This window comes from Bacillus sp. JJ675 (assembly GCF_036963165.1).
Classification (GTDB): Bacteria; Bacillota; Bacilli; order Bacillales; family Bacillaceae; genus Bacillus; species Bacillus glycinifermentans.
Map to the genome: position 1 here is coordinate 1 of NZ_JBALMR010000001.1, position 20,712 is coordinate 20,712.

A 20,712-nucleotide genomic window follows, 5' to 3' on the forward strand; every position below is an offset into this window, starting at 1 on the left:
TGACAGGGTGCAGATCAGAGTCTTGGGCTTTTTTTGCAATTATGTCCACTGTGCGATTGTTTCGACCGGGAGACGGTATGAAGCATATCCTTCGTCGGCAGCTTTTCCGATCGACAAAAGCATAACCGGAACATAGCGCTCTTTATCTAACCCGAAGGTTTCAGCAATTTTTTCTTTGTCATAGCCGCCGATCGGGTTTGTGTCATATCCGTGTGCGCGGGCAGTCAGCATAAGCTGCATGGAGACGAGGCCGGCGTCAATCAGGATGGTCTCCCGGTTTACCTGTGCCGGAAGCTGTTCAAAATGTGCCGTCAAGGCTTTCATTTGCCTGTCTTTTACTTCCTGCGGCATGTAGCCGAGCTCTACGGCTTTTGAATAAATGTCTTCCAAATAATCGGCATTGTTCATATCGGCAAATACAGCTATGACGGCAGACGAAGTGTTGACTTGCGTTTGATTGAATTTTGCAAGAGGCGCGAGCTTTTCTTTGCCTTCAGGGCTGTCGATAATCAGAAAGCGCCATGGCTGCGCGTTGACCGAGGACGGTGCTGTCGTTGCTTCCTCCAAAATGTCAGTCATCTCTTCCTTGCTGATTTTGACCGTCGGATCGTAGTTGCGAATCGAACGGCGGCCTTTCATAATCTTCATAAAATCGTTTGTTTTTAATTCGGTTCCCATGTAAAAAACACTCCTCTATGCTTGTATATTGTTTATGTTTGTTTGCAACCTCGCCAGTATGTCAATAAGCACACGGCGTTCTTCAGCGCTGACGCCGGCGAGCATTTCCTTCATAAAACGCTCTTTTTCTCTCTTGGAAGACTCGATTCGTTCCCGTCCCTGCTCGGTTAAACGGACGAGCGTGATACGGTTGTCCTCAGGCTTCCGTCTTCTTGACACCATTCCATTGGCTTCAAGCTGTTTGACGTGTCGTGTAACGGCCGCGCTGTCGATATTCACCTTTTTTTGAAGGTCGCTTTGACTGATTTCGTCTACATGATAGAGCAAAGCGAGCAATTCCAGACGGGATTGGCTGATGCCGGTGCAAGCTTCGAACTTCATGCCAATCCCTTTGTTTAAGCATTGCAGCTGATATAAAATCTCGCCTTCCTGTGAACAATATGACGGCAAAACCGATCCCTTCTTTCTTGTTCGCCAATTAATTGATGTATCAATGATTGATATGTCAATTAATATACAGGCCTTTTTTTCTTTTTGCAAATATCATGCTCGCCTTCCTGCATGAAAAAATACCAAGGTTGTTGAATCCTTGGTATGAGACAGCTAAATGGATCTGTTTTTATCATGTTTTCTAAAGACTTCATGCAGCTTCTCTGCAAATTCGCCGGGGTATAATGAGCAGCCGACGTGGTTCCCGGGAAAATCAACGACTTCTGTCTCTAAGCGATCAGCCAGTGCTTCGGCATAGCGGTACGGAAGAAATCCTTTTGAATCAATGTCTCCTGCAGGTACCACGATCGCCTGGGAACTCAGCTTGCTTATATCAGGTCTGTATTCCCTCAGAGCCGGCACCTCGGATAAGATAAAGTAATCGATGTTAGCCATCATCTGCTCCATCCGGGCTTCGTTTTGCTGCGGCTGAGCAGATGACGCGATGCCCATCGCTTCTGCGAACTCGGCTAAAGCCGGTAAACCGTTTGTTCGATAATGGCGCTCAAGCTTCTCAAGGCTCCTTATCCCCAAGGTGCGGTCGCCGCCTGACAAGAGCTCCGGGATCGGAGGTTCGTGTGCAGCGAGAATCCGGATTTGCTGAGGGTGACGGATCGCCAGGTCAAGGCCGATAACCGCCCCGGAACTGCACCCGAACACAAAGGCGGGTTCATCGGACAGACTTGCCAGCAGCCGGTGGGCGTCATCGCTGTGGGTTTCGATCTGATAATGTTCATGTTGATCATCGAGTATGCTCCGGGAATGCCCGCGGCGGTCGTAGGTAACGACGGTGTAGCGGTCTGACAGCAGGTCTTTCATAGGATACGAATCAGCATCACCGTTTCCGCCGTGAATCATCAGCAATATGGGACCCGACCCGCGCATCTCGTAATACAGGCTTGCACCGGGCACCTTCAATATGCCATTTTTGGCTACAGTCATTAAAAAACGCTCCTCTCTATACATCGCTGTCTTTACATTACAGCGTGCACGGGGAGATATAAATGCAGAAAACGGCTGAGAAACAAACTCGCCATATGAAAAAAACACTGACCGCGAGGCGATCAGTGCTTGATTTTATTTAGAGTACACAATCTTTTTCACCGTTTCGGCGGAAAGGTGATGGTCGTCGGCCAATTGATCAATCGTTCTGCCTTTTTTAAATGCACGTTTCATCAAAGCGTTCCGGTCATCGATCAGCTTTCTCGCCCCTGAACGCGTCCCCCATTGCTCGCGGGCGGATTCAGGTTTTGGAATGTAGATCGTTTCTCCTTGCACATACTTTTGAATTTCTGATATCAGCTTTTCCGGCAAAACAGCCGTTGCATTGAGATAAGCCATATTGATGAGCTCCTTATTTTTTTATCGCAAAATAAGGTGCAAAGCCTATCATCAGAAAAGCCAACTTTCAGGCGATTGATGAAAAAGTACTCCCCATGCAAAGTATCGCCTTTCCAATCACAGGCTTTGCATGAGTCGCTTGAGTAACCGGCATTCTGATCTCAGCCATAGTCGTCACCTCCTGGTTTGAGCGGCTTTCATCATCATACACAAAAAAGTTGGGCTAAGCGCAAACTATTTTTCACGCTTCAGCGTCTATACATACTGGAAAAGCTTAATGGAAAAAGGAGCTCTGTATTGCCATGGAGAAACAGACAGCCAAAGCGTCGCTTGTAGCGTTCATAACCGGCGGAAAAGAAGATTTTTACCGGTTGGCCTACAGTTATGTAAAAAATCAAGAAGACGCGTTAGACATCGTTCAGGAATCGATCCAAAAAGCGCTCGCTTCCGTCGGTTCTGTGCGAAATCCCGATACGATCAAAAGCTGGTTTTACAAAATTTTGGTCCGTACCGCGATCGATGTTTTGCGGAAGCAGAAAAAACTCAAAGTAATGGATGACCGGACACTGGAGTTTTTAAGCCGGGGAAAGGAAGATACCTATCAGGATACAGACCTTCGCGAAGCGCTTGAAGAATTGCCGTACCAATATAAAACGATCATCATTCTGCGGTTTTTTGAAGACATGAAAATCGAAGAGATCGCGGACATCACGGGGGGACAACATCAATACCGTCAAAACACGGCTCTACAGAGGGCTGAAGCTCATGCGCATTCAGTTGACGAAGGAGGAGCTTTCGTAATGGATAAAAAACTGGAACAATTAAGAAAAGAGTATAAACAGGTGCCCATTCCAAAAGAGCTGGATGCGATTGTCGAAAAAGCCCTACAGCATCATCCGAAAAGGAAAAGAAGGATCGTAATGTGGCCCGTATCGATCGCTGCAGCTGCGGCTGTTTTCGTTTTTGCGGCCGTCAATATCAACCCCGAGGCGGCGAAAGCGATGTCGCGAATCCCCGTCATCGGCAAGGTCGTCAAAGCGATCACAATCACCGAGATCAAACAGGAAAAAGACGAATCGAGCATTGATGTGAAAACCCCGGCTTTGTCAGGGCTTTCCAACCGTGAGCTGGAGGAGAACATCAACAAAAAATATGTGAAAGAAAGCCAACAGCTGTATCGGGAATTTATGGAGACAACATCGAAGCACAAAAAAGGGCACATCAGCATTTACAGCGATTTTAAGACTGTAACGGATACGCCGGAATTGATCTCAATCCGCCGCGAAACCGAAAAAACGCAGGCATCCGCTTACACTGAGCGGCGCTATGTGACCATCGACAAGAAAAACGGCGTTCTGCTTACGCTGAAGAGCTTATTTAAGGATAAACGCTATATCGGCGTCATCAGCAAAAATATAAAAAAGCAAATGAAGGAGCAAATGAAGGAAAATCCTGATAAAATATATTGGGTCGGGGATGAGGAGATAGAACCATTTCAACAGATTCATGCCGACCAAAACTTTTATATCACCGAAGACCATAAACTGATGATTTCGTTCGATGAATATGAAGTTGCGCCCGGTTATATGGGGATTGCGGAGTTTGAAATTCCGACCGGCGCGATTTCAAATCTGCTTGTCGGAACCCGATACATCCGTTAGCAGGCACTTCTTTTGTCACGGATTTTTGCCCTTCCGTCTGTACTATTATCGAAATCAACCGAAGAAGGGGAGCACGCATTATTGGAGGAATACCATGTTAGATAAGGCACATCATCATCGCTACATACCGGGATTAGACGGACTTCGCGCTTTTGCCGTTCTCGCGGTCATCGCTTACCACCTTGACTTTGATTGGGCCGACGGAGGCTTCATCGGGGTCGATATCTTTTTCGTATTGTCCGGCTATTTAATCACATCGATCGTATTGCCGGCGTATGGAAATGACATGACATTGAATTTCCGCAGCTTTTGGATCCGGAGGATGCGGCGGATCGTACCGGCGGCCTCGTTCATGATTGTCGCGACCGTCATCTGGGTCGTATTGTTCAAACCTGACATGCTGCATACAGTGCGGGGAGATGCGGTCTTCTCTTTATTGTATGTCAGCAATTGGTGGTTTATTTTTCATGATCTATCTTATTTCGACAGCTTCGGCTCTCCGTCGCCGTTAAAAAACCTTTGGTCTTTGGCGATAGAAGAACAATTTTATATCATCTGGCCGATCATTTTGCTTGCCGGAATGTACATATGCAAAAAACGAACGAGGCTGGCGTCGGCGATTCTCGTACTCGTGCTGTTCTCGGCCGTTTTGATGAGCGTGCTGTATGTCCCCGGCGGAGATCCGAGCCGCGTCTACTACGGAACGGATACACGCTCTTTTGAGCTGCTGCTCGGCTGCGCGTTAGCACTTGTATGGCCGATGAAAAGGCTCTCTTCAAACAGGCTGCCGAGCCGTTTGAAGCATGCGATGCACGGAACAGAGCTGGCCGCTTTTGTCATATTGATTCTCTGCATCCATTTCGTTGATGAATACGCTCCGTTCCTTTATCATGGCGGCATGCTCCTGGTCAGCATCATCGCTGCGGTACTGATCGCATGCGTCAGCCATCCGAGCAGCTTTTTGGGGCATTTGCTTTCATGGAAACCGCTCAGGTGGGTTGGAACGAGATCATACGGCATTTATCTTTGGCATTATCCTGTCATCGTGCTGAGCACGCCCGTTCAGGAAATTGGAAATCCGGTTTATTGGCATGCCGCCGTTAAGGTCGCTGCAACGCTGATTCTCGCCGAGCTTTCCTATCGTTTCCTTGAGCAGCCGATACGGAAGGACGGCTTTACGCCATTTGTCCGCCGCGTTTTTTTGAACAGGATTGTGGAATGGAAAACGTCGTCCACCATCAGCAGAATGACGACGGGATTGCTTTTTGCCGCCCTCATCATTTTTGCGGGCGGGCTGTCCGGAATAGCCGGCGCACCGAAACAGCAGCAGTCGACGCCTGCCCAGTCCCATCAGCAGGCAAGCGCATCCTTTGACAAAGAGGGAAAACAGGCGGCAGCTGCAAAAGAAGAACCGGGGAAACAAACAAAATCCAAGGAAGAAAAGAAGGGGAATTTGCATCAGAAAACGATGGCAGGCATTAGAGAGAAGGAAGTGCTGGCCATCGGCGACTCCGTTATGCTTGACATTGCCCCAAACCTCCGCCGCACATTTTCTCATGTTACGATAGACGGAAAGGTCGGAAGGCAGGTATCAGAAGCGCTTCAATTGACGCCGCAATATGCATCGTTTAATCAGCCGGACAAAGCCGTCATTATCGAGCTGGGGACAAACGGCTATTTTACGGACGGCCAAATGGATGCGCTGCTTGACGCTTTCTCAAAAGCCCGCATTTATCTTGTGAACACGCGTGTGCCGCGGCAATGGGAGAAAAAAGTGAACGAATCGCTGCGCGAGCAGGCGCATAACCGCCGAAATGTGACACTCCTTGACTGGCACAGCGAAGCTCTCGAGCATCCCGAGTATTTTGCCTCAGACGGCGTACACCTCGTGCCGAAAGGAGCGGAGGCTTTGACGGCGCTTATCGTTGAGGCGATGAAATAATGCTTTATACATAAGAAGAAGCTTTTTATTTCTTGAATTTCGTGATGAACCTGATCAAAAACGGCGTTTTTAAAGTTCCTTTTACTAGTTTGTTATGATGTTTTATAAAATTATTTATTTGTTTTCTTCTATGGGGAACCATTAACAAAGGCAATCTGTCTTTGCGAAACCATCCGATTTTTGCTGTTTCAGGCCCCTGGTTAATGGGTTCCCCGCCCTGTAATTTTCCTGAATAGATATACTGCACGTCTCGATATTGGGGTTGATCGTACTCTCCTATTTTGCACGTAATAGAAACGCGGCAGCCTGTTTCTTCTTCCATTTCCCTTATGGCACATGTCTCCGGCTGTTCATGCTTTTCCATTCTGCCTCCCGGCAAATCCCAGACAGGGTAATCTTTTCTTTTTACGAGAAGTATTTTTCCTTCGCCATTTTCAACAATCGTGAAGCAACCTATCGTATTTACTGCATTCAAGTTTAGATAACTCCTTCCTCCATGTCATTTCAATGATAGATAAACTGGCCGGTTCTGACCGGTTTTATTTTATCCCGCCAGGTCATGAGCAATCCACTTCCACGATCGAAAAAATATGTTACAATATACAAATGTTTTGCGAGCCCATTCAGCCTATTTCATGATTCAATCATATATTTTACTAGCTTTAAAGAAAGGTTTGATACTATGCTTCATAATCCAACAGGAAAGGAACGCCTTGCATTGGCTTTTCTGCTCGGCATGCTTGCGATACTGGGCCCGCTGAATATCGATATGTATTTGCCCAGTTTTCCCGAAATTGCCGACGATTTATCAGCCGGCGCCTCGCTCGTACAGCTCAGCTTAACGGCGTGTTTGATCGGGCTTACGCTCGGCCAGCTCGTGATCGGACCTGTCAGTGATGCAAAGGGAAGACGGAAGCCCTTATTAATATCCATCTTTTTATTTGCGTTGTCTTCTCTGTTTTGCGCGCTTTCCCCGGACATTGTCATGCTGGTCATCGGCCGTTTTCTGCAGGGGTTCACAGCTTCGGCGGGAATCGTGCTTTCGCGTGCGATCGTGCGGGACGTATTTACCGGAAGGGAGCTTTCGAAATTTTTCTCGCTCTTAATGGTCATTACCGCGGTCGCGCCGATGGTTGCGCCGATGACTGGCGGCGCCATTCTGCTTTTGCCGTTTGCAACATGGCATACGATTTTCTATACGCTGACATTGATCGGATTGTTTCTCGTTCTGGTCATTTCACTGAAGCTAAAAGAGACATTGCCGCCTGAGAAGCGGATTCCAAGTTCAATCGGATCATCTGTGAAGACGATGGGCAGTTTGATAAAGGACAGGTCCTTTATGGGCTATGCGCTGACCGTCGGTTTCATTCACGGGGGTAGCTTTGCCTATGTTTCCGGAACGCCTTTTGTGTACCAGGATATTTACGATGTATCTCCGCAAGTATTCAGCGTTTTATTCGGAATCAACGGCCTGGCGATTATTTCAGGGAGCTTTATCATCGGGCGCTTCGGGGGAATCATTCACGAAAGAAAACTGCTTCGGATAGCGGTCATTACCGCTTTAATCGCAACGAGTGTTCTGCTTGCGATGACGATCATCAGAGGACCGCTTGCGACACTGGTCATCTCGATCTTCGTCTACATGATCACGATCGGAATGACATTGACAAGCACCTTTACGCTTGCGATGGAAAATCAGGGGCATCGTGCGGGCAGTGCAAGCGCGATGCTTGGAATGCTTCCGCTGCTGCTCGGTTCGGTCGTTTCCCCTCTTGTGGGAATGAATGAAACGACGGCCGTTCCGATGGGAGCGATCATGTTTATTACGGCTGTTATCGGTTCTCTTGCCTTTTTTGCGTTGACAAGGGAAAGATCGGATAAAAACAAGGACGGAATCGCTTGATTCCGTCCTTTTGCTTTTATAGAGAGGCACGCAGAATGGCGAGCACATCGTCTTTGTTCAGTTTTTGGAAGTTGCCGAAGCCGCCGTGCTCCATTTCTTTTGCCGCAATGCCGGCGATCAGGTCGAGCTTTTCTTCGCCGATGCCGTAATCGGAAAGGCGGGAAGGAGCGCCGAGGCTTGTCCAGAAAGCGGACAGCTTGTCGATTCCTTCAAGCGCGATTTCTTTGTCTGTTTTGCCCTCAGTTTCAATGTCAAACATATTGAGCATAAGGGCTTTGAAGCGGCCGACATTTGTGTCAAGCGTATATCTCATCCAGTTCGGGAACAAAATCGCAAGTCCTCCTGCATGTGGAATATCGTAAACGGCTGAAACAGCATGCTCCATTGTATGGGACGCCCAGTCGCCGAAATAGCCCATTTGCAGCGTACCGTTTAATGCAATCGTTCCGGCGTATAAAATCGTTTCACGATGCTTGTAGTTCTGCAGGTCTTCAAGCAGCTTCGGCGCCGTTTCGATCACAGTCTTCAGGACGGCAAAACACATTCTGTCCTGAAGCGGCGTATTTTCGACATTGTGGAAGTATTGTTCAAACACGTGGCTCATCATGTCAACCATGCCGTAAACCGTTTGGTTTTCAGGAACGGTGAACGTATTTACAGGGTCTAAAATGGAGAACCTCGGATGGGTCACATCGCTGCCCCACACGTATTTCTCATTCGTTTCCCAGTTTGTGATGACAGAATCAGGGTTCATTTCAGATCCTGTTGCAGCAAGGGTCAAAACCGTACCGAACGGCAGGGCGTCCGAGATGCTCGTTTTCTTGCTGAAAATATCCCAAGGATCGCCGTCGTATTTTGCGCCGGCCGCGATCGCTTTGGTGCAGTCGATGACGCTTCCTCCGCCGACCGCGAGAAGAAACTCGATATCATGCTGTCTGCACAAATCGATGCCTTTTTGCACTGTAGCAAGGCGCGGGTTCGGTTCTACCCCGGAAAGCTCGTGCCAATCTGCGCCTTCTTCCTTTAAAACGGCGGTTACTTGATCGTAAAGACCGTTTCGTTTAATACTGCCTCCGCCGTATACAAGCAAAACCCGCTTTCCGTATTTTTTCAGTTCATTTCTTAATTGTTCAAGCTGGCCTTTTCCGAAGATCAGCTTCGTCGGATTATAATAAGTGAAATTTTCCATGTGATAAAACCTCCAAATCTTGTACGAAAAGTAGGTTTACTACTATAACATACCTTAGTTCACAGAAAAAGAGCAGATCTTCGTACGTCGATTTTTTGACATAAAAAAGCTTGCCGGAAAAACCATTATCCGGCAAGCTCGAAAAGCGCAGTTCGTTTACTTCATGGAAACATCGGCAGACTCGTTCATATGAATGACCATCGAGACGGCGGTGCCGACATCCGGAGCGCTTTGTATTTTCAATTCGCCTCCGCAGAAATGTTTCAGCCGTTTGTTAATATTTTTCAAGCCGACGCTGCTGCTCATGTTCGATGAAAAGATGTCATTCAGTTTTTCCGGCGTCATGCCCAGTCCGTTATCTTCCACTTTGATGTAATACCCGTTTTCACCTTCTGTTTTGACCGTCAGTTTAACCCAGCCTCCTCCTCGCTTCTTGCTGATCCCGTGGTGAACGGCATTTTCGACAAGGGGCTGAATCATTAAAGGCGGCAGCATGAAGTCGATGTCTGGATCAACTTCGAAAATGACGTCGAGCCGATCGCCGTAGCGCGTTTTTTCTATAGAAAGAAAGGAGTGGAACGAATGTTCAGGAGCAGAGCCAGGAAAACGGCAATTCGGTCTTTGTCGTCCTTTCAAGCGGCGGCGGCTCCGGTTCAGGAGAAAAAGGAAGCCTGACCATCTTGAAAACCGGAAAAGACGGCAAGCCTCTCTCAGGAGCAGACTTTCAATTGTGGACGAAGGACAACAAGCAGCTCCTGCGCTCAGGAACGACCGATGCCGACGGTAAGATGACTTTCGGAAATATCCGCTACGGCACCTACGTACTAAAAGAAACAAAAGCGCCTGACGGATACACGATCAGCGACGCTTATGCAAACGGAGTCTCTGTTGCAATTGACGGAAAATCATCCAGTGCAGGGGCGCTGTATCAAGTCATAAATGAGCAGAACAAGGTGACGCTTATCAAAAGAGACGAACAGAAAAATCCATTGACAGGGGCTGTTTTCAAGCTTGAAAAGAAATCCGGCGACGGCACCTTCACTGAGATACGCACTCAAATCACAAGCGATGAAAACGGAAAAGTTGAAATCATCGGTTTGCCGGTCGGCGACTATCGTTTGATAGAAACCAAAGCTCCGGCAGGGTTTATCCTGAATACAGAAGCAATTGACTTCTCGGTCATCAAGAATGACAAGAATCAAGTGCCTGACATCGTTTTAGGTACACTGATCAATTACAAAGGCAGTGCCGAGTTAACGAAAGAAGATGCGGAAGGCCACAAGCTGGAAGGAGCCGTCTTCAAGATCGTTGACGAAGAAGGCAACACCGTCCGTGACGAACTGACGTCAAATCAAGACGGGAAAGTTGCGGCTGAAGACCTCGCGCCGGGACGCTACGCCTTTGTCGAAACGAAAGCGCCAGAAGGGTATGTGCTGAACAGCGAGAAAAAGCAATTTACCATCTCTGAATCGGCAAAAGGAAAACCGGAGGCGGCAGACGCAGGAACAGCAGTGAACTACAAAGGCTCCGTCCATTTGACGAAGAAAGATGAAGACGGAAACGGCCTGGCAGGCGCTGTTTTCAAGATCGTCGACAACAACGGAAAAACGGTCAAAGACAATCTTGTGTCAGATAAAGACGGCAGCATTACGGCTGACGGTTTAGCTCCGGGAAGCTATCAATTTGTTGAAAAGCAGGCGCCTGACGGCTACCTTGTTTCAACCAGCTCAGTGCCGTTCACCATCGAAGCTGAACACGAAGGCCAGCCGGAGCAGGCTGAATTAACGGCGGTCAACACGAAAAACAGCGTTGTGCTGACAAAAGTTGACCAGAATGACAAAGACACCGTTCTGCCGGGTGCGACGTTCAACCTGACAGACAGTGACGGCAAGGTATTGATAGCCGACTTGACAACGGATGAAAAAGGACAGATTACAGTCCGCGGTCTCGAACCGGGCGATTACCGGTTTGTCGAAACAAAAGCACCTGAGAATTACAAATTGGATCAAACGCCAATACCGTTCACGATCAGTAATACCGATACAAAACCAGTGGAGATCACCGCAGATAACATATTGACGCCGGGCGATGCGACGCTGACAAAGGCGGATCGAAACGATCACAGTATCGTGTTTGGCCCTTTGCTCAATATTAAAAAAGGGGACACGATCGTCATCACAGATTTTAAGAAAGATTACATCTACACTGTGACATCAAAAAAGATCATTTCAGAAATGGATTCAGATGTGATTGATGAGACAGAAGAAAAGGTCATTACGCTGATCACATGCGACAAACCCGAAAGAACCAAGGGGCGCCTCGCAGTAAAAGGGAAGCTGATTCATACGGCTGTCCATTTGGAATAAAACCGCGGTACAAGACGTTTTTTTGCAGGCAAAGGCAGCAAGATGCTTTCCGCCAGTCCGGCCGGTTCTAAACGGATGACACGTGTCATGATGATCCTGTTTTAAATGTGTATTTGAACGTACGACAAAACAGGCCGGATAAAAAACGGCCTGTTTTGTTCGTTTAAATTAGAAAATTGAAATAGAGCCGATCAAAAGAGCGGTACCCGTCATCACAAGCACGGCCAGGACAGCCCACTTGATCCCGAATTTCTGATGTTCGTCAATGGAAACCCCGACAAGACCGACGAGCAAATGCGTAGACGGCACAAGCGGGCTCAGCATATGGATCGGCTGGCCGATAATGGAGGCCCTTGCGATTTCGACTTTATTGACTCCATAGGCGACAGCAGTTTCTGATAAAATCGGCAGCACCCCGTAGAAATACGCGTCATTCGGCATCAGGAACGTGAAAATGCCGCTTGTAAGGGCGACGATCATCGGAATGAATCCGCCCATTTGTTCAGGAATCATCGAAACAAGCGAGATCGCCATTTCATCAACCATCTTTGTGCCTGTTAAAATTCCGGTAAAGACCCCGGCCGCAAATATCATGGAACCGATGGCCAGAACGTTGCTGGAATGGGCTGAAATGCGCTGCCTCTGATGATCGAGGTTTGGATAATTCACGATCAGCGCGATGCAGAAGGCAATGATAAACAGAACCGTCAGGCTTATTTTGCCCGACACGAGAAACCCGATCAATGAAAGCGTTAACAATAAATTGAACCACCAAAGCTTAGGCCGTTTCCACTCATCCTCGGCAGCTGCTGCCGTTTCATCGGCATGAGCCGGCTGTTTGAGCTCGATCACGCCGAGGCGTTTTCGTTCTGCTTTTCCAAGTACATACGCAACCGCGACCATGCAAAGCATCCCGCTTGCGATGACGGGAATCATCGGACCGGTCAGTTCAGCCGGATCGACTCCGAGCGCGCTCGCGGCCCGCGGCGTTGCGCCTCCCCACGGAATCGTATTCATAATCCCCATGCCGACTCCTGCGATCCCCGCTAATATAATCGGGCGGATGCCAAGCAGCAAATAGAGCGGAAGCATTGCACTCGTTGTAATCATATATGTTGTCGAGCCGTCACCGTCCAATGCGACAAGCATGGTGAGCACCGCAGTGCCGACGACGATTTTTAACGGATCTCCTTTGACCAATTTTAATATTTTTGCGACCATCGGATCAAACAGGCCCGTATCGATCATAATCCCGAAATATAAAATCGCAAACATAATCATGACGGCGGTTGGCGCCACTTGCTGAATCCCCGATATCATCATGTCGCCGACATCGGTGAATCCGAATCCGGCAATCAGCGCAAACACAATCGGCGTCAAGACTAATGCAGTCAGGACAGAAAGCCGTTTTGTCATGATCAGTACCATAAACACAAGCATCATGAAAAACCCTAAGATAGCTAACACAATCGTTACCCCCTCTTGGTGAATCCGCTTACATTTTTTTCTCCTCATTCCCCTTTTTGTCATCGTATGGGAAAATCGTTTTGAAGTAAATAATTTGGTTTTTATGTATTTTTAATTTTTTAAAACCGTTTTGTTCTTTTTGTCCATTTTTGTGCATAAAAAGCATTCCGCCGTTAGCGGAATGCTTTTTAATCGCCGGCCATGATGTTTTGATAAAAGGCCGATTGTTCGTCAAGAAACCGTTTCGTCTCCCTGCTGTTTAAGTAAAAGCTTTCCCAGTCAAGTTCGTTTATTTTCCGTTTCCATTCCGGTGAGGATGTGACCTTTTTTAACGCTTCATCCCAGTAAGAAACTTCTTCTTCAGTCATGTTTTTCGGCCCCAGCACGCCTCTCCAATGAGAAAATACAAACGGTATGCCCTGCTCTTTCCATGTCGGCACATGCGGAAAGGCGGGGAGCCTTTTGTCCGAGGTGACGGCGGCAAGTGTAATGTCTCCGTTCCGTTCATATGTTTTGGCTTCGGAAACCGTCATCGAAGCGGCTTCTATTTCATGTCTGACCAGCGCCCGAACAAGCTCCTCGCTGCTGTCATACTGCAAAAATTGAATGTCAAAAGGATCAATCCCGTACATATCGGCCGCCCTGACGATCGATAGCTGATCATCATTTCCGAACCCCGGAGAAAAACCGATTTTCACTTCGCCGGGGCGCTTCTTAATACCGTCGAGCACATCCTTTCCGCTTTTCAGAGCCGATCCTTTCGGAAGGGCGACAACCTGCCATTCTTTTGCAAGTATCGCGAGCGGGGTGAAATCGTCAATTTTCAGCTTGCTCTGTCCGAGAATGTAATTGCTCAGGATTAAACTGGACGCCATGCTGATGGTTTGCGTATCGCTTTGATTTACATATTTCCAGCCTTTGTCTCCGCCGCTTCCGGGAATATACACGATACGGACATCGCTGTTTACGATTTGCTTTTGCGTAAGGACAGATTGTATCGCTTGCGCCGTTAAATCCCAGCCTCCCGAAGGCTCAGCGGGTACGACGATTTCAATCGGGCCTTCCGGCAGGCGCGGGGCAGCCGCTTTCCTCGCGTCTCCGGGAAGCAGAATCAACAGGCAGATCAGGATGACCGCGAGCTTCTTCATATTTAATCAGCCGCCAAATAATATTTTCGTTCCGGCCTGCCGATAATCCCGTATTCCAACTCTGCGCAAGCTTCTTCTTTTGACACGAGATACTCGGCATAGCGGCGGGCCGTCGTACGGGATGCACCCATTTTTTCCCCGAGTTCTTCCGCCGTCATCCCGGCTGCGGCGCCTGCAAGCGTGTCTTTGATTTTTTGCAGTGTAATGGAATTGATGCCCTTCGGCAAATCCTCCTCGGAACCGGAAACTTTTGAGCGGTTTCCAAAAATTTGGTCGATCATCGATTGGCTTACTTCCGGCTGGGAAAGCAGCATGCTCCTTTTTTCTTTATATTGGAGCAGCACCTGTTTGAATTTATCGGCCGTCACGGGTTTAATCAAATAATGAGCGACTCCGCCCCGGAGCGCTTCCTGTAAATGACGGGTTTCTGTTGCCGCCGTGATGATCATAATATCCACTTCAGGAAACCGGCTCCGAATGGCGGGAATCAGCGCCGTGCCAAGCTCATCCGGCATATAAATATCGAGCAGCAGCAAATCGGCGTTTCGGTCTTCCAAAATCGCCATGATTTCCTTAGCGTTTGCCGCTTTGCCGATAATGTTGAATCCATCGAGCTGTTCGATCAGTCTCTCATGAATTTGCGCAACGCGAAAATCATCCTCCGCAATCACGATGTCAATCAAATGGATTCCCCCTTTGTTTGTTTCTCCTTCGGTATAAAAACGGTAAATACCGCACCGCCGCTTTTTTGATTTGTCAATTCGATCCAGCCGCCCAGTTCATGCACTGACTCCTTTACGTTGGCCAGCCCGTGGCCCCTCTTCATCCCCTTGGAAGAATAGCCTCTTTGAAACACGGCCTCCGTCTTATCCGGCGGAACGCCGGCTCCCGTGTCGGAAACTTCAATGACGATGTCTCGCCCGATATCCGTAATGAAAAATGAAACCTGCCATACGTCTTGTTCAGCCACCGCTTCGAAAGCGTTGTCAATTAAATTGCCTATAATCGTGATGAGATGGGACATTCCGATATGCGCAGGAAGCGGATCGAGCGTGCTGTTTTCATCAATGGACAGCTTGACTTTTTTTTCTGAAGCCTTGCCCATTTTGCCTAACAGGATAGCCTGCACCTGCTGGGAATGAATGTTATGGAATAAAATATCGTGCTGTTCATTTTGGATCGCGTATTCCTGTTTAATCAGGTCGATCGCTTCTTCGTATTCGCCGAGCTCAAGCAGCCCCAGGATCGCATAGAGCTTATTCGAAAATTCATGCGTCTGTGCACGGAGGTCTTCAGAGTATTTTCGCACCTCTGTCAGCGTATCGATGAGCTTTTTCAGCTCGGTTTTTTCCCGGAAGCTGACGACAATCCCGTATATCTGCCTGTCTTGTGTCATCATTTTCGTGTTGATAATAAAGACTTGATCACCTACGCAGACCTCCTGATTGAGCAGCATCTCTTCCTGATGAAGGACGGACATCAATCCGGCCCCGGGCATGATTTCATCGATGGGACGGTTAATGACGGGTCTGGGAAGCTTAAGCATTTCGGCTGCCGAAACGTTCATCATCGTGACGATGCCTTCCTTATTCGTAGCGACGATCCCTTCCTTTATCGCCCGCAGCATTGCATTCCGTTCCCGGTAAAGGGATGCGATTTCATGAGGCTCAAGGCCGAGCGTATCCTTTCGGATGCTTTTGGCAAGCGCGGCTGCACCCGCAAATCCCAAAAGTAAAACGAGCACGGACATGAAGCTCAAATCCCTTAGGTGTTCTTTAATGCCTTGTTCTGTTTCGTTCAGCAGGAGATCAACCGACACGCTGCCGATAATCCGGCTGCGTCCTTTTTGCTCGAGAATGATCGGCGCGCTTCCCCTTATTACCTTGCGGCCATCCGCTTTTGCTTCAGATATGTGAGAGCCTCCGAACAAGATCTCTCTGCTTCTCGCCACCCTCGTTGTTCCCTTCCTGCCGGAGGCGGTTTTGATTTTTCCTTTTTCGTCAAGGACGTAAATGGCGTAAGCGCCGGTCTGTTCTTTCATATGGTCAATGACTTCCTGCGCTTCTTTTGCATGCCTGCGGGTTTGAACGAGTTCTTTTGCCGGAGGCATATAAGAAATGGTTCTTGCGGTCTGAACTGCAAGCTGCTCTGCCTGTTTTCGCCCTTCTTTTGTTTGCTGAACGGCAAATGTAACCGTCAGGATGCCGATCACGAAGATCAGCAGCGCCGCAATCAAACCTGTAATTTTTGTTTGCAGAGAGAAAATGAACCGCTTTTTGACCACAAGCACCAGCCGTCCTTTCTATATTAAAATGATACCATTTTGATTCAGACTTTTCATATTTTTAAAAATCTCTTTTTGAAACTATAAAGTCAGCTTTGCTTTTGAGGTGGTCTGTACAGATATAACAAAAATATAACAAAGAAGTACCTATAACATTACAAACAGGGCAAATAAGCCGGTTAAGAAGGTGAATGGTATATAAGCCTTATGTTTGTCGGTTTTATCTGAAGAAATGGCTAAATTTAAAGAAGGTTTCTGAAATTTTTTATTGACTGAAAGCGCTTTTAAAATTATGATAATAGCAGACGTCACAAAAAAGTAACAAAAATATAACTATAACATAACAATTGAAAAAGACATGATGTGCTTGCTTTCGCGAACAAATGAAAGCGATTGCAATTTGAATTTGCTTATGTTGGCGGAGGGGATTGTTTTTCCGCCGGAATAAAATTCTTAATTTTCGAAAAATGGTTTCGCGAAGGAGGGGGACGGGAAATAAAGAACATCAGCCGGATGCGGTTCAAAGCGGGGAGTATATAGGATTGGGTTTCGAAACCCGAAGGAATGACAATTTATTAAGATTCTTCATAAAGGCGGGGAAGTAGACATGAATGAACAACTAAATCAAAAATCCTTTTTGCGCACCATTATTTTAGTGTCGACATTCGGCGGCCTTCTGTTTGGATATGATACGGGGGTCGTCAACGGTGCATTGCCTTACATGGCTGAAAAAGACCAGCTGAACCTGACTGCATTTACTGAAGGCCTCGTGGCGAGTTCGCTCCTGCTCGGCGCCGCGTTTGGAGCTGTATTCGGCGGCAGGTTGTCCGATTATGTCGGGCGCCGCAAAAACATTATTTTTCTGGCGGTCCTGTTCTTTTTCGCAACGCTAGGATGTACGCTGGCACCGAATGTTAATGTAATGATTGTTTCTCGTTTCTTGCTTGGAATTGCTGTCGGGGGAGCGTCAGTAACGGTGCCGACCTATCTGGCTGAAATGTCGCCGGCTGAAAAGAGGGGCAGGATGGTTACCCAAAATGAACTGATGATTGTATCCGGGCAGCTCCTCGCTTTTACCTTCAATGCGATCCTCGGCAATACGATGGGGGACAACTCCCACGTTTGGCGGTACATGCTCGCAATCGCTGCAATTCCGGCCGTGGTATTATTCTTCGGTATGCTGAGGGTTCCCGAAAGTCCGCGCTGGCTGATTTCGAAAGGGAAAAACGAAGATGCGCTGGGCGTCCTTAAAAAAATTCGGATGGAAACCACCGCGCAAACGGAATTTGCTGAAATTGAAGCTGCTGTTGACAGGAAGTCAGACATTAAAAAAGCAACCTTTAGGGATTTGACTGTGCCGTGGGTGCGCCGCATCGTATTTATCGGGATCGGCATTGCCATCGTACAGCAGATCACGGGCGTTAACTCGATTATGTATTATGGAACTGAAATTCTTAAAAACTCCGGCTTTGAAACAAAAGCCGCGCTTATCGGGAATATTGCAAACGGTTTAATTTCGGTATTGGCGACTTTCGTTGGGATTTGGCTGCTTGGTAAAGTCGGCCGCCGGCCCATGCTGTTGACCGGTTTGATCGGAACGACGTCAGCGCTTTTGCTTATCGGAATTTTCTCATCGTTGCTGCAAGGCTCGCCTGCGCTTCCTTTTATTGTCCTTGCATTAACCGTGACATTTCTTGCATTCCAGCAAGGAGCCATTTCGCCGGTCACATGGCTGATGCTTTCGGAAATTTTCCCGCTTCGCCTGCGGGGGCTTGGAATGGGTGTTACCGTATTCTGTCTATGGATCGCCAATTTCTTTGTCGGCCTTGGATTCCCGATATTGCTCGATCAGATCGGGCTGTCCTCGACGTTCTATATTTTCGTCGGTCTTGGGATTGTCTCGATTACCTTCGTGAAAAGATTCCTACCTGAAACGAAGGGGCTTACGCTTGAACAGCTTGAGCAAAATTTCCGCAGCTATAAAACCGAAGATGAACAAAACGGTGTAAGTGCGAAAGTCAGCGGCTGATGTGAAGCGTTTGCAGACAGCGGTGCTTTATCACCTGGATATCAATGAAGGGGCCGGCGGATATAAGCTGTGTTGGATGCAGCGATCCGGGAAAAATGCCTCTGGCACAGAAAACGAATAAAGATCGATCAGGGAGGAACGTGCGTGAATAAACAGAGAAATCATAAAATCTATTTGCAGGTCATTATGATTTCGGCGACGTTTGGAGGGCTTCTCTTTGGATATGATACCGGTGTGATAAACGGGGCTTTGCCTTTTATGGCAAGGCCTGATCAGCTTCATTTGACACCGGTGACAGAAGGTCTTGTTACGAGTGTGCTCCTGTTAGGGGCGGCATTCGGTGCATTGTTCTGCGGGAAATTGGCTGATCTCTACGGCCGTCGCAGGATGATCCTGAATCTTTCGTTTTTATTCTTGCTGGCATCAGTTGGGACTGCATTTGCGCCGAATGTTTCGGCAATGGCTGTCTTTCGTTTTTTGCTGGGGCTGGCTGTCGGGGGAGCATCATCGATGGTCCCTGCCTTTTTAGCAGAAATGGCCCCAGCTGAAAAAAGAGGCCGCATGGTAACGCAAAATGAACTGATGATCGTCGGCGGGCAATTTTTAGCCTACGTTTTCAATGCGATTCTTGGAGTTGCAATGGCCGACACCGGGCATGTTTGGAGATACATGCTTCTCCTGTGTGCGGTTCCGGCTCTCTTCTTATTTGCAAGCATGCTCATCGTTCCGGAAAGCCCGAGATGGCTGGCCTCAAAAGGGAAAAAAGATGAGGCGCTGCGCGTCTTAAAACAAATACGCGAAGAAAAACGGGCGAAAGCTGAATTTAAAGAAATTGTAGCGGCGGCGGAAAAAGATTCTGAGCTTAAAAAAGCAACGGTTAAAGATTTTTCTGCACCATGGCTGCGCCGCCTTTTGCTAATTGGGATCGGCGTTGCCGTCGTTAATCAAATTACAGGCGTCAACTCAATTATGTATTATGGAACTCAAATCCTTCGGGAGTCTGGTTTTGGTACAAAGGCGGCATTGATTTCCAATATAGGGAATGGACTGATATCGGTGATGGCCGTGGTATTTGGTATTTGGCTGGTTGGAAAGGTGAATCGCCGTCCGATGTTGATCATTGGTTTGTCAGGAACGACCACAGCGCTTTTGTCCATTGCCGTATTCTCAATGGTGCTTGACGGATCTGCGGCTCTTCCTTATATCGTGCTTTCTTTGACCGTTTTATTTCTTGCTTTCATGCAGGGGTGTGTCGGACCGGTGACTTGGCTCGTCATTGCAGAAATTTTTCCGCAAAGGTTAAGGGGGCTCGGTTCCGGCATCAGCGTTTTTTTCATGTGGATGCTAAACTTTATGATCGGTTTTGCTTTTCCGGTCATGCTCAGCTCTGCAGGTCTGTCCGTTACATTCTTTGTCTTCGTGGCATTGGGTATCTTGGCAATCGGATTTGTGTACAAATTTATGCCTGAAACAAAGGGGAGAACACTCGAGGAGCTGGAAGAGCAATTCCGTTCGCAGCATGATAAACACAGCTCTGAAAAATCGATGATTGAAGCATGAGACCCTCCGGATTCAAAAACCCGATTCATTCATTTGAATCGGGTTTTATCAAATATCTCGTTTGATGCTGCAAAATAAAAGCTTCATTAAATGCTTTCCGTTAGAATGCCGGTTCGTTTTAATTGCGAATATATAATAAAGAAGGGAATACTTTATTGGAAATAACATAAAATAAAAGGCTGAAGTTTACCTGTATATAATGAATGTCTGTTTTTTGAATAAAAAATGAAAAAAAGTATTGACCGATGAATTTGGACGTGGTATATTATTATTCGTCGCTGATGACAACGGAGTTATCGCTTCAGAATAAATCGATTGATGTTTTAAATCTGAAGGGGTGTACAAATCCGTTAAAATGTGTATAATGGATAAAGCCGAGTAACAAGGCACGATTCATTACTAAAAAACAAAAAAACTTGTTGACTTTAACTGATTTTCATAGTATTATAGTTAAGTCGCCTGATGAAGCGCCCGTAGCTCAATTGGATAGAGCGTTTGACTACGGATCAAAAGGTTAGGGGTTCGACTCCTCTCGGGCGCGCCATATTGCATGATGATGCGGGTGTAGTTTAGTGGTAAAACCTCAGCCTTCCAAGCTGATGTCGTGAGTTCGATTCTCATCACCCGCTCCAATCTTAAATGATCTTTGAAAACT

General features: G+C 47.5%; 13 protein-coding genes, 2 tRNA genes and 5 pseudogenes. 9 read left to right on the plus strand and 11 right to left on the minus strand.

All coding sequences use genetic code 11. The features are described from left to right. Positions 1-39: 39 nt before the first annotated feature. The 4 genes and pseudogenes from V7126_RS00005 to V7126_RS00020 all read right to left on the minus strand — a co-directional run bounded on the left by V7126_RS00005 (position 40) and on the right by V7126_RS00020 (position 2,508). Positions 40-678: a nitroreductase family protein gene (locus V7126_RS00005; RefSeq protein ID WP_046132319.1), complete on the minus strand. Its 639-nt coding sequence runs from the start codon at positions 676-678 to the stop codon at positions 40-42. A 15-nt stretch (positions 679-693) separates the two neighbouring features. Beyond that, a pseudogene (locus tag V7126_RS00010) lies at positions 694-1,187 on the minus strand (MarR family winged helix-turn-helix transcriptional regulator). A 94-nt stretch (positions 1,188-1,281) separates the two neighbouring features. Further along, positions 1,282-2,109, minus strand: coding sequence for an alpha/beta fold hydrolase (locus V7126_RS00015; RefSeq protein WP_046132320.1), 828 nt, complete (start codon positions 2,107-2,109; stop codon positions 1,282-1,284). 135 nt (positions 2,110-2,244) lie between these two features. Further along, on the minus strand, positions 2,245-2,508 hold the full coding sequence (locus V7126_RS00020) for a CD3324 family protein (protein ID WP_046132321.1): 264 nt from the start codon (positions 2,506-2,508) through the stop codon (positions 2,245-2,247). Between the two features lie 302 nt (positions 2,509-2,810). Here V7126_RS00020 and V7126_RS00025 point away from each other — a divergent pair. The 3 genes and pseudogenes from V7126_RS00025 to V7126_RS00035 all read left to right on the plus strand — a co-directional run bounded on the left by V7126_RS00025 (position 2,811) and on the right by V7126_RS00035 (position 6,111). Then, positions 2,811-3,309 (plus strand): annotated as a pseudogene (locus V7126_RS00025) (RNA polymerase sigma factor). Beyond that, positions 3,309-4,169, plus strand: a complete 861-nt coding sequence (locus tag V7126_RS00030) for a DUF3298 and DUF4163 domain-containing protein (protein WP_046132323.1) — start codon at positions 3,309-3,311, stop codon at positions 4,167-4,169. The pseudogene V7126_RS00025 and the gene V7126_RS00030 overlap by 1 nt, the downstream one beginning before the upstream one ends. 94 nt (positions 4,170-4,263) lie before the next feature. Beyond that, positions 4,264-6,111, plus strand: coding sequence for an acyltransferase family protein (locus V7126_RS00035; protein WP_335495855.1), 1,848 nt, complete (start codon positions 4,264-4,266; stop codon positions 6,109-6,111). Between the two features lie 25 nt (positions 6,112-6,136). On the opposite strand, the gene V7126_RS00040 is transcribed toward V7126_RS00035, so the two are convergent. Further along, positions 6,137-6,586, minus strand: coding sequence for an NUDIX hydrolase (locus tag V7126_RS00040; protein ID WP_046132325.1), 450 nt, complete (start codon positions 6,584-6,586; stop codon positions 6,137-6,139). 207 nt (positions 6,587-6,793) lie between these two features. Between V7126_RS00040 and V7126_RS00045 the strand changes: the two genes are divergently transcribed. Further along, positions 6,794-8,014, plus strand: a complete 1,221-nt coding sequence (locus tag V7126_RS00045) for a Bcr/CflA family efflux MFS transporter (protein WP_335495858.1) — start codon at positions 6,794-6,796, stop codon at positions 8,012-8,014. A gap of 16 nt (positions 8,015-8,030) precedes the next feature. On the opposite strand, the gene V7126_RS00050 is transcribed toward V7126_RS00045, so the two are convergent. Next, positions 8,031-9,203: an iron-containing alcohol dehydrogenase gene (locus V7126_RS00050; protein WP_175077254.1), complete on the minus strand. Its 1,173-nt coding sequence runs from the start codon at positions 9,201-9,203 to the stop codon at positions 8,031-8,033. Between the two features lie 156 nt (positions 9,204-9,359). Then, positions 9,360-9,779 (minus strand): annotated as a pseudogene (locus tag V7126_RS00055) (sensor histidine kinase); the annotation flags it as partial. Between V7126_RS00055 and V7126_RS00060 the strand changes: the two are divergent. After that, positions 9,776-11,569 (plus strand): annotated as a pseudogene (locus tag V7126_RS00060) (SpaA isopeptide-forming pilin-related protein); the annotation flags it as partial. The pseudogenes V7126_RS00055 and V7126_RS00060 sit on opposite strands and share 4 nt — an antisense overlap. Before the next feature lie 168 nt (positions 11,570-11,737). On the opposite strand, the gene citM reads toward V7126_RS00060, so the two are convergent. The 4 genes and pseudogenes from citM to V7126_RS00080 all read right to left on the minus strand — a co-directional run bounded on the left by citM (position 11,738) and on the right by V7126_RS00080 (position 16,468). Further along, positions 11,738-13,036, minus strand: coding sequence for a citrate transporter CitM (gene citM / locus V7126_RS00065; RefSeq protein WP_046132328.1), 1,299 nt, complete (start codon positions 13,034-13,036; stop codon positions 11,738-11,740). A gap of 188 nt (positions 13,037-13,224) precedes the next feature. After that, positions 13,225-14,184, minus strand: a complete 960-nt coding sequence (locus V7126_RS00070) for a tripartite tricarboxylate transporter substrate binding protein (protein WP_046131668.1) — start codon at positions 14,182-14,184, stop codon at positions 13,225-13,227. A 2-nt stretch (positions 14,185-14,186) separates the two neighbouring features. After that, positions 14,187-14,867: a response regulator gene (locus V7126_RS00075; protein ID WP_046131667.1), complete on the minus strand. Its 681-nt coding sequence runs from the start codon at positions 14,865-14,867 to the stop codon at positions 14,187-14,189. Further along, positions 14,860-16,468, minus strand: a pseudogene (locus tag V7126_RS00080) (ATP-binding protein). Before V7126_RS00080 ends, V7126_RS00075 begins: the two are co-directional and overlap by 8 nt. A gap of 607 nt (positions 16,469-17,075) precedes the next feature. On the opposite strand from V7126_RS00080, the gene V7126_RS00085 reads away from it, so the two are divergent. The 4 genes from V7126_RS00085 (at position 17,076) to V7126_RS00100 (ending at position 20,689) form a co-directional block, all read left to right on the plus strand. After that, the gene (locus V7126_RS00085) at positions 17,076-18,497 is read left to right on the plus strand and encodes a sugar porter family MFS transporter (protein WP_175077256.1); all 1,422 of its coding nucleotides are present in this window, start codon (positions 17,076-17,078) and stop codon (positions 18,495-18,497) included. Positions 18,498-18,641: 144 nt separating this feature from the next. Next, positions 18,642-20,057, plus strand: coding sequence for a sugar porter family MFS transporter (locus V7126_RS00090; RefSeq protein WP_046131664.1), 1,416 nt, complete (start codon positions 18,642-18,644; stop codon positions 20,055-20,057). Positions 20,058-20,524: 467 nt separating this feature from the next. Continuing rightward, positions 20,525-20,601 (plus strand) — tRNA-Arg (locus tag V7126_RS00095). 14 nt (positions 20,602-20,615) lie between these two features. Next, a tRNA-Gly gene (locus V7126_RS00100) sits at positions 20,616-20,689 on the plus strand. Positions 20,690-20,712: the final 23 nt, after the last annotated feature.